The 9,912-nt window shown below is 70.6% G+C and carries 9 protein-coding genes; 4 read left to right on the forward strand and 5 right to left on the reverse strand.

Annotated elements, in window-relative coordinates; all coding sequences use genetic code 11:
* Nucleotides 1-81 precede the first annotated feature (81 nt).
* Entirely contained in the window at nt 82-1,305 is a 1,224-nt protein-coding gene (locus AB0368_RS19205) for a polyprenyl synthetase family protein (protein WP_366155239.1), read from the reverse strand.
* 124 nt (nt 1,306-1,429) lie between these two features.
* On the opposite strand from AB0368_RS19205, the gene AB0368_RS19210 reads away from it, so the two are divergent.
* On the forward strand, nt 1,430-2,335 hold the full coding sequence (locus AB0368_RS19210) for a phytoene/squalene synthase family protein (RefSeq protein WP_366155240.1): 906 nt from the start codon (nt 1,430-1,432) through the stop codon (nt 2,333-2,335).
* Nucleotide 2,336: 1 nt separating this feature from the next.
* Nucleotides 2,337-3,671 carry a deoxyribodipyrimidine photo-lyase gene (locus AB0368_RS19215; protein ID WP_366155241.1) on the forward strand — a complete coding sequence of 445 codons (1,335 nt, stop codon included), beginning with the start codon at nt 2,337-2,339 and terminating at the stop codon, nt 3,669-3,671.
* Between the two features lie 113 nt (nt 3,672-3,784).
* Here the strand turns inward: AB0368_RS19215 and AB0368_RS19220 are convergent, their stop codons facing one another.
* Both AB0368_RS19220 and AB0368_RS19225 read right to left on the reverse strand, forming a co-directional pair.
* Nucleotides 3,785-4,645: a hypothetical protein gene (locus AB0368_RS19220; protein ID WP_366155210.1), complete on the reverse strand. Its 861-nt coding sequence runs from the start codon at nt 4,643-4,645 to the stop codon at nt 3,785-3,787.
* Between the two features lie 60 nt (nt 4,646-4,705).
* On the reverse strand, nt 4,706-5,803 hold the full coding sequence (locus AB0368_RS19225; RefSeq protein WP_366155211.1) for a serine hydrolase domain-containing protein: 1,098 nt from the start codon (nt 5,801-5,803) through the stop codon (nt 4,706-4,708).
* 40 nt (nt 5,804-5,843) lie between these two features.
* Here AB0368_RS19225 and AB0368_RS19230 point away from each other — a divergent pair, with 40 nt between their 5' ends.
* Nucleotides 5,844-7,205, forward strand: coding sequence for an NAD(P)/FAD-dependent oxidoreductase (locus AB0368_RS19230; protein ID WP_366155212.1), 1,362 nt, complete (start codon nt 5,844-5,846; stop codon nt 7,203-7,205).
* A gap of 10 nt (nt 7,206-7,215) precedes the next feature.
* Here AB0368_RS19230 and AB0368_RS19235 read toward each other — a convergent pair whose 3' ends face one another.
* Together AB0368_RS19235 and AB0368_RS19240 are read right to left on the reverse strand one after the other, a co-directional pair.
* Nucleotides 7,216-7,698 (reverse strand): ATP-binding protein, encoded by a 483-nt coding sequence (locus AB0368_RS19235; RefSeq protein WP_366155213.1) that lies wholly within the window; start codon nt 7,696-7,698, stop codon nt 7,216-7,218.
* Nucleotides 7,685-8,509, reverse strand: a complete 825-nt coding sequence (locus tag AB0368_RS19240) for an MEDS domain-containing protein (protein WP_366155214.1) — start codon at nt 8,507-8,509, stop codon at nt 7,685-7,687. Before AB0368_RS19240 ends, AB0368_RS19235 begins: the two co-directional genes overlap by 14 nt.
* A 93-nt stretch (nt 8,510-8,602) precedes the next feature.
* Between AB0368_RS19240 and AB0368_RS19245 the strand changes: the two genes are divergently transcribed.
* A complete protein-coding gene (locus AB0368_RS19245; protein ID WP_366155215.1) occupies nt 8,603-9,457 on the forward strand; it encodes a Rieske (2Fe-2S) protein in 855 nt (284 codons plus the stop codon).
* The last annotated feature ends 455 nt before the right edge of the window (nt 9,458-9,912 follow it).

Consider the following 9,912-nt stretch of genomic DNA (forward strand, 5'->3'; position numbering starts at 1 on the left):
GGGGCGGCCGAATCGCCACGACCATGATCGGTGGCGTGCGCGCGGCGGTTGCCCGTACGCCCGATCGGGTCGGCGTTCCCATCATGCTGGCCGGTGGGTGGCGGTGACCGCCAGGTCTGTGAGCGCGGCGCGCGCGTCGGGGTGGATGGGCGCGCTGCTCAGTGCGGCGACGGCCGTGTCGACGCGTTGCCGGATCATCGCCTCGACCTCGGTCACCGCCCCGGTCTCCGCGATTATTTCCGCCCGCCGGGCGATCTGTGCTTCCGACGGCGCACGTTGCAGGGGCGCGCGCTGCGGAACCGCGGCGTCTTCCGAACCGCCATCCGGCGACGGAACGGCCGGGAGGGAGGGCCCGCCGGAGCCGTCGGCGGGGATGACGGCTCCGGCGGGTGTCTGTGCCAGCTCGGCTCGCTGGGCGGGGGTGGCGAGCCGGTGGGCCAGCATCAGCAGGGCGGTCGGCTTGCCGGTGCGCAGGTCGTCACTCGCCGGCTTGCCGGTGACCTCCGGGTCTCCGTAGACCCCGAGAAGGTCGTCGCACAACTGGAAGGCTTCGCCGATCGCGAGGCCGTAGGTCTGATAGGCGTCGTTGATGGCGGGCGCCGCGCCGCGCATCGGTCCGGCTAATGCGAGCCCGAACTGGAGTGGACGCTGCACCGTGTAGCTTGCCGTCTTGTGGCGGGCTACCACCAGCGCCCGGTCGAGCGACCACTCCTGGGGCTGTGTCTCGCCCAGCACGTCGAGATACTGCCCCGCGACTGTCTCGACCCGCATCCGGTCATAGCACGCGCGGACTCCGAAGAGCGTCGCCGTGGTGACCGCCGTCTGTGCGATCAGTTGGTCGGCCCAGACGAGACAGAGGTCGCCGACGAGGATCGCCGACGTCTCACCGAACTGGCCGGAGTCGCCGAGCCGGCCCGCGCCGGCGTGCTCGGCCGCGAAGAGGCGGTGGGCGGTGGGGCGGCCGCGGCGGGTCGCGGACCCGTCCATGACGTCGTCGTGCACCAGCGCGAACGTGTGCATGAGCTCCAGCGCCGCCAGGGCGGGCAGGACGGAGTCGACCGGCTCGCGGCTGCCGATCACGCCCCGCCAGCCCCAATAGGCGAACGTGGGCCTGAGTCGTTTGCCGCCGGCCAGCACCAGGTCACGAGTGGTCCGGGCGAAGCGGCCGAGCGCCGGGTCGACGGCGTCGAAGGCGGCGATCTGGCCGGCCAGGAACTCGGCCAATGTCCCCTCGACGGCGTTGACCAGGCCTTCCGAGGAGACCGGCTGGTAAGGGACCCCGTAGCGGGGGGTTCCTACGAGGATGTCGTTGGCCACGGGGAGGAGATTACCGTAGGCTGCGTGTTGCGTCGATTCGTGAGTCGATTTTCTTTCGGGAGGCTCGGTGGGCACAGACTCGGTGGGCACAGACTCGGTGGGCACAGACTCGGTGGGCACAGATCTGACAGCGGCCTACGAGCGCTGTCGTGAGCTGCATCGGCGCCACGGCCGCACCTATTACCTGGCAACCCGGCTTCTACCCGCTTGGAAGCGCCGGCATGTCCACGCTCTCTACGGGTTCACCCGCTACGCCGATGAGATCGTCGACCGCACCGAAGACCTTCCGCCGGCCGAGCGGGCCGCGCGCCTGACGCAGTGGTCCGATCGCTTCCTCGCCGGCCTTCACGGCGAACACGTCGACGATCCGCTGCTGCCGGCCGTCCTCCACACGATCGCGGTCTTCGACCTGGACGTGGACGACTTCGACGCATTCCTGCGCAGCATGGCGATGGACCTCACCGTCACCTCATACGCGACCTACGACGACCTCCTCGGCTACATGGAGGGTTCGGCCGCGGTCATCGGCACGATGATGCTGCCGATCCTCGGCTCGAGCGACCCGGCCGCCGCCCGCGAACCTGCCCGCCAGCTCGGGCTCGCTTTCCAGCTCACCAACTTCATCCGCGACGTCGGCGAAGACCTCGACCGGGGGCGCACCTATCTCCCCGACGCTCATCTCGCCGAGTTCGGCGTCACCCGGGACGACCTGCTGCGGGCGCGGGCCACGGGCCGCTCGACGCCGGCCATCAAGGCGCTCATCCGGGCGGAAGTGGCCCGCGCCGATGACCACTACGCCGCCGCGGCACCCGGCATCCCGTTGCTCCTACCCGGCTCTCAGGCCTGCATGAGAACCGCCTACCGCCTGTACGCGGGCATCCTCGACGAGGTGGTCGCCGCCGACTACGACGTCTTCCTGCGCCGTGCGACCGTGTCCAACCAGCGGCGGGCCTGGGTGGCGGTCGGATCGCTGTTGACTCGCACGGGCACACCGGTGCCGGCTCTGGTGCGTGGCTGACATGCGTACGGTGATCGTCCTCTTCACCCGCGACCTGCGGGTGCACGACAACCCGGCGCTCGCGGCGGCATGTGCCAACGCCGAGCGGATCGTGCCGCTCTTCGTCCTGGATCCGCACCTGCTGGCGCTGTCGCCCAACCGCGCCCGATTCCTGCACCAGAGCCTGGCCGATCTGGCCGAGAGCCTCCGCCGGCTCGGCGGCGACCTGGTCCTCCGCGAGGGCGACCCGGTGGGCGAGACGCTGAAGCTGGCCCGCGAGGTGGAGGCCGACGGCATTGCGCTCACGCAGGACGTCAGCGGTTACGCGCGGCGCCGGGAGCGGCGCTTGGCTCAGGAGTGCGAAGGGCACCGCATATCGCTTCGGCTCTTCCCCGGCACCACGGTCGTGCCGCCGGGGGACGTGAGCCCCGGGGGCGGTGGCGGGCATTACCGGGTCTTCTCGCCCTATTACCGGGCGTGGGAGTCGGCGAAGTGGCGAGACGAGGTGGCGGTGCCGGCCAGGATCAGGCTGCCGGAGGAGCTCGACGTCGGCCGTCTGCCCGTGGTTCCGGAGGGGGAGTCGCCCGCGGCGCTGGACGGCGGCGAGACCGAGGGGCAGCGGCGGCTCACAACCTGGCTGCGCCACGTGGGGCCGTACGACGACCTGCACGACGACATGGCCGCTGACGGAACTTCGCGGCTCAGTGCGTACCTTCGCTTCGGTTGTCTCTCGCCGTTGACCGTGGCGAACGCGGCGCGAGTGCTGGACGGCCCCGGACCCGCGGCCTTCGTCCGCCAGCTCGGCTGGCGTGATTTCTACTACCAGGTCACCCATGGGTTCCCGAAGATCTCGACCGAGGCTTATCGGAAGGCGGGCGATGGCGAATGGCGTCCCGACCGGGACGCGCTGCAGCACTGGCAGGACGGGCTCACCGGCGTGCCCGTGGTCGACGCCGGGATGCGGCAGCTACGAGCCGAGGGCTACATGCACAACCGGGCGCGGCTGATCACTGCCGCGTTCCTGACCAAGCACCTCGGCCTCGACTGGCGCGAGGGTGTGAAGTGGTTCTTCCGCTGGCTGAACGACGGCGACGTTGCCAACAACTCCGGCAACTGGCAGTGGGTGGCGGGCACCGGCAACGACACCAGGCCCTATCGCCGTTTCAACCCGATCCGCCAGGCCGAGCGCTTCGATCCCGACGGCGTGTACGTTCGTCGTTACGTACCGGAATTGATGTCGATCGCGGGCAAGGCCGTGCACCAACCATGGCGCTTGCCGGATACGGTGCGTGCAGGCCTCGACTATCCGGCGCCGTTGGAGTCGCATCGCGACGAAGCGGTCTGGTTGCGGCCATGAGGTTTCCACGCGGTTCGCCGGGTGGAAAGCGGGTCCTGCCGACCCGTTGCGTTCGTCCGTTGAAGGCCGGCAGGACCCGCGACAACCTGCCCCCGGATCCTGGCCTGGAAACCTCAGTCCGGCAGCGTCTGCCACGCACCGTAGTGGTGCACCGCGATGCCGGCGAAGGCCGCCGCCGTGCGGGTCGCAGCGTCCACTTCGGTCATCGCCTCCTGGAGGCGGGCCTCGCCTTCCTCGGCAAACGTGCAGTGCGGGCAGTCCGTCAGCGGGCCGGTCTCCGCGCCGAGCCGCACCCGCTTGCCCGCCGCCTTGCCGCGCGCCAGCCAATCCTGGCTGATCGCGAGCATGGAGTTCGGTCCGGTGCCGGTGTCGCGGTAGCTCATGACGGTCACCGCGTTGACGCGCCGCATCACCTCGTCCGCCAAGTTCGCGCGCCCGACCCGGTATTCGCCGAACCAGAACGGCACGTCGGCCTCGAGGGGCAGCGTGCTGGCGAGACGCATCTTGTCCAGCAGCTTCAGGTAGGAGTTCTGCGTGGCCTGCAGGTCGGCCGTCCAGCCGGAGGAGAGGTAGGGCTCGACGTCGGCGTGGATCCCGGAGAACAGCCCGGTGGACACGACCGCGCGCTGCCAGGCGAGGGCCGCTGCGTGGTTGGTGACCCAGGTGGGATCGCCGCCGAGCGCTCGCAGCCTGATGTTCAGGGGAGCGGCCAGCTCGTGCATCTCCTGCAGCCGGGCCAGGTCACCGTTGGTCAGCACGGACGGCGAGACGTAGACGAAGATTTCGGAGACGTGCTTGCGGGTCGCCCAGTCCACCACCTCGGCGGCGGGGTCGTCGCCCCACAGCCACATCGCCCGGGTGCCGACCGGTGCGGCGGTGAGGCCGACGCTGCCCGCGGACGATGCCGCGGGCAGCGCCAGAGCGGCGGTCGCGAGGATGACAGACACCAGCCCGGCCTGCCATCGCCCCCTCACGACCGCCCCCTTCTCGGTGATTCCTCTTCCGCGGGGGTTCAGGATCGGTTGCGGGCGTGGCTAGTTGAGAGGTTCGACCGACGAGAACGCGGCGTCGATAGCGCTGACCCGATCGAATTCGCCGAGCTGCCGGGTGACATAGGCGATGGCGTGCCCGCGTGCAGGGTCGGCCCAGCCGGCGTTACCTCCGAGGCCGCCCATGCCCCAGGTGCCGTCGCTCTCAAGCTGGACGCCGAGACCCCAGGTGGTCTCGCGGCCGATGAAGCGGTCCAAGCCGGTGAACTGAGCGGCGGTCAGTTCCTCGACCAGCGACCGGCTGAGCAGGCGGTGGCCGCCGAGTTCGCCACCGGCGAGAAGACCCGCATAGAAGCGTGCGACCCCTTCGGCGGTCGAATGCAGGTTCACGGACGGCACGACGGCGGTGCGCCACGGGTCGCTGTTGATCACCGCGAGGTCGCGGGCGCCGGGCGGATTCGTGACGGCACGAGCGTGCACCGAACCCGGCTCGCCGAGCATCCGCTCCGGCCAGTCCGGGCGGTCGAATTCCAGCTCCGCGCACCGCTCGAGGTCGGCAGGATCCACGCCGAAGAAGAGATCAAGCCCCCAGGGCCGGGCGATCTCTTCGGCGACGAAGGCACCCGGCCCCCGCCCGGTCACCCTCCGCACGATCTCGCCGAGCAGGTGACCGTAAGTGAGCGCGTGTTCCGCCGCCACCGTGCCCGGAGGCCATTCCGCTTCGGCGGCGGCCAGATCGCCGCAGAGCAGCTCCCAGTGCGTCCACGCCGACGAGTCCCGGGGAACCGGAAACGTCGGCAGACCGGACGTGTGCGTCAGCACCTGCCGTACCGAAGCATCGGTCCGGAATTCCGGCCAGTGCCGGGCAACCGGATCGTCAAGGCCGACCAGCCCGCGCCCGACCAGCATCACAACCGCCATGGCGATGATCGGCTTGCCGACCGAGTAGACGTTGACCAGCGTGTTCGCGTCCCAGGGCCGGGTGCGTCCGGCGTCGCGCCAGCCCTCGCACAGATTCACCACCACCTCGCCGTGGCGCAGCACACATAATGCCGATCCACCGCTCGGGTGCTGGGCGAACGCCTCGCGCACCGGCTCGTACCCGGGGGCGACCTTCCCGGTTATCCACAGCTCGTCCGACACGTCGCGCACCGTACCCGGGAAAAGTGGAAAGCTGACCGGTATGGCTGAGACAGAGCAGGTCGACGTGGTCGTCATCGGGCTCGGCGTGGGCGGCGAGGAGGCCGCCGGCCGGCTCGCCGAGGCCGGCCTGTCGGTGGTCGGCGTGGAGCACACGCTGGTCGGCGGCGAATGCCCCTACTGGGGATGCATCCCGACCAAGATGATGATCCGCGCGGGCAACGCGCTCGCGGAGGCCCGTCGCATCCCGGGCCTGGCCGGAGCATCGCAGGTTCAACCCGACTGGTCGCCGGTCGCTCGCCGGATCCGGGAGCAGGCGACCGACACGTGGGACGACAAGGTCGCGGTGGATCGGTTCGTCGGCAAGGGCGGCCGGTTCGTCCGGGGCCGGGCGGAGATCACCGGACCTGGCCGGGTGCGGGTGGGCGAGCAGGAATTCGTGGCCGGCCGGGCCATCGTCGTCGCGACCGGGACCGCCGCGATCGTTCCGCCGGTCCCCGGACTGGCCGGCACGCCGTACTGGACGAACCGCGAGGCCGTCGAGGCCGAAACCCTGCCCGGCACGCTCGTCGTCCTCGGCGGCGGCGCGATCGGGGTGGAGCTCTCCCAGGTCATGGCCCGGTTCGGGGTCGGCGTCACCATCATCGAGGGCAGCGACCGCATCCTCGCGATGGAGGAGCCGGAGAGTTCCGACACGGTCGCCGCCGCCCTGGCGAAGGACGGGATCAAACCCCTTACGGGGGTACGCGCACAGCAGGTCGAGCACTCCGGTGATCTGTTCACGGTCACGCTGTCCGACGGCTCGACTGTCACCGGCGAACGCATGCTCATCGCCACCGGCCGCGCCGCCCGGCTCGACGGACTGGGTCTCGAGAACGTCGGACTGGACCCGGCGGCACGGTTCCTCACCACGGACGATCGGATGCGCGCGGGCGACAAGGTCTGGGCCGTCGGCGACGTGACCGGCAACGGCGCCTTCACCCACATGGCGATGTACGAGGCCGACGTAGCCGTCCGGGACATCCTCGGCCAGGGCGGGCCCGCCGCGGACTACCACGCGCGACCCAGGGTCACCTTCACCGATCCCGAGGTCGGCGCGGTGGGGCTCACCGAGAAGCAGGCCCGTGACGCCGGCATCGACGTGCAGGTGGGCTTCTCGAGCCTGCCCTCCTCCTCGCGGGGTTTCATTCACGGGCCAGGCAACGAGGGATTCATCAAACTGGTCGCCGACCGTTCCCGCGGCGTGCTGGTCGGGGCGACCAGCGCCGGGCCGTCCGGCGGGGAGGTGCTGGGCGCCCTGTCCGTCGCGGTCAAGGCAGCCGTGCCGATCGCCACCTTGCAGGCCACGATCTGGGCCTACCCGACCTTCCACCGCGCGATCGGAGACGCGATGCGACAGCTCTGAGCGAGAGCGCCTACGTGAGGGCGACGACCGCAGTCACCGTCGTGCCGGAAGCGCTGGTCGAGATGTGCAGGTCCGACATCTGCCGGGCGATCCACAGGCCGCGGCCGCCGGAGCTGGCCGGCGTCGGCAGGTGACGGCCCGCGTCGTCCGGGTCGGTGATGCCCGGGCCGGCGTCGCTGAGCTCGCAGTGCAGATTGCCGGCGGCGACCCACAGGCGGAGTCGTCCCGTTCCGCCGCCGTGCCGGACGCAGTTGCTGGAGAGCTCGTGCGCGATGAGCACCACCACCTCGGCGGTCTGCTCGTCCGTCACGCCGGCGGCTTGGGCGGCCACCGCCGAGCGGAGGGCGGAGAGGCCGGTTCGCTCGAACGACTGGTCGAGCAGGAAGCGCGGTGCGGCGGGCCGGAGGCGGCGAACGTCTCGGGAGGCGGCGCGCGGCGGTCTGTTCCAAAGGCGGCGGCTCGGGGCCGAGCCGGCCAGGTCAGCGCTCACCATGGCGCACCAGCATCCGCAGTGCCGGGACGTCCGCCGCCCCCGCAGTCGTCAAGGTCCGCTCGATCGGCTCCGCGCAGACGACCACCATCCTCCGGCCGGGCGGAAGGTTGGCCGCGGTACGCAGGATCACCGCCGCGGCGGCCGCGTCGAGGAGGTGCAGCTGGTTCAGGTTCAGGTGGATGTCCGGGTCCAGCCGTACGGCCTCGGCAAGGGCGTCGCTCAGCACGTCGGCGCGGGTGTGGTCGAGCTCGCCTGCCACCCGTACGCCCGGCGGCACGTGCTGGCGGCAGATCCGCAGCACCGCATCCTCGTGGTAGACCGTCGCCGCGACCGTACGCCGGTGCACCCGCGCCGCGTAGCCGAGCGTGACCGGGTCGAAGCTTTCGCGGTCGTACTCGCAGACGGCCGTGAGCTGGCCGTCAGCGAACAGGCGGCCGATCTCCGACTCGAACACGAGTAGCTGCTCGGCGTTGGCCTGCGGTCGCGCCGCCCAGCACATGTCGGCCGTGATCCGTAGCCCGCTGCGGCCCTCGGCCACAGCCTGCCGAACCTCGCGCGCCAACAGCTCAACCATGGTGGCCGCCTCTGGTGCCGCGGCCCCGCCCCATAGCCGGTCGACGGGGACGACGCTCACGTCAGGTCCCGGGTCGAACCCGTCCACCGCGTCCGTGAAGCACACGACCTTGTCGCCCCGGTCCCGGCCGGCGGCGACGAACGCGGCCAGGATGTCGAGCCGCTCCTGCGGATCGGAGAAGGTCAGGCACGCGTGATCGCCGGGACGGAGCCGGTCCACCGGCGTCGTAGCGCCCATATGTCCTCCCATATCGCGAGCCCGCTGAGTACCCGTCAGGTTCGAGCTTCATGCGCCGGCATGGGGGTGGCCCATCCGGGGTACCCCCTTCGCATGTTGCGGCAGATGATCTCCCGGCTCGAGAAGGCCACCGCCCTGGACCCGGTCAGCGAGCGCCTCCAGGGCGTCGTCCAGAACGTGGCCAAGTCCAAGCGGCTGCGTGACCTGCTGCACGGAACCTGGCTCGGGCACCCGCTGCACCCGGTCCTCGTCCAGGTACCGGTGGGCGCCTTCATGAGCGCCGCCGTCCTGGACGCCCTGCCCGGCCAGCGCAAGGCCGCGACCACGCTGATCGCGGTCGGAACGGCCGCGACGGCACCGGCCATCGCCGCGGGCTGGGTCGACTGGTCGTCGCTGGCCAAGGACCAGCGCCGGGTCGGCCTCGTGCACGCGTCGGCCAACGCCCTCGCCATCGGGCTCTATGTGGGGTCACTCGCCGCCCGCTTCTCCGGGCGTCACGGGATGGGGCGCCTTCTCGCGTACGCCGGTCTGTCGGTCGCCGGCGGCGGCGCCTATCTGGGCGGTCACCTTTCGTACGAGCAGGGCGCCGGCATGAACGTGGCCTCGCCCGAGCTGTTCCGCCTACCCGAGGACTGGGCCGAGGTGGGGGAGGTCGCTTCGCTCCCCGAAGGCCGTCCGACGGTACGCACAATCGACGGCGTCCGGGTTCTGCTGTACCGCCTGGGTGACGACGTGACGGCCATGGTCGAGCAGTGCGGGCACCAGGGCGGGCCGCTGGGCGAGGGCGAGGTCGAGGGCTCCGGGCAGAACGCCTGTGTGGTCTGCCCGTGGCACGGCAGCACCTTCCGGCTGCGCGACGGGCTGGTCGTGCACGGGCCGGCGGCGGGCGATCAGCCGACGCTGCGGACCCGCATCCGGGACGGCGTCCTCTCCATCGCCACTCCCTGATCGACATCCGTCCAGCTCAAGCCCCCTGTGGTGTGGCACACGGGGGGCCGATTTGGCGCTCCGGGGACGACCGGGTAATGTTTTCCGAGCCGGCAGGGAAACGGGCGAGGCAAGCGGAACGACCAGGAGGACTGGGAAACCAGGATCCGGGGAGACCGCCGACCGGCCGTCCTGCCAAATCCTTCGAACTTCGGGATCGTAGCGATGCTGCCCTGTGCAACGTCGCCCCGGGCCGGGACGAAGGGTGCGCTAGGAACGAACGGCACGAACCGGCAGATACCGGTTGACAGGGCCCGAAGGACCTAGTAAAGTTGAACGAGTGCCCCGGGGGCGGGCCGCCGAGCAAGGCGATAAGTTTCCCGGTGTGTGGTTGTTCTTTGAGAACTCAACAGGGTGCTTGATAAGCCAGTGCCAATTATGATTTACCCGGCCAGATGCTTTTGTGTCTGGTGGGA

It is taken from the genome of Actinoplanes sp. NPDC051475 (genome assembly GCF_040689425.1).
In the GTDB taxonomy this organism is placed as follows: Bacteria; Actinomycetota; Actinomycetes; order Mycobacteriales; family Micromonosporaceae; genus Actinoplanes.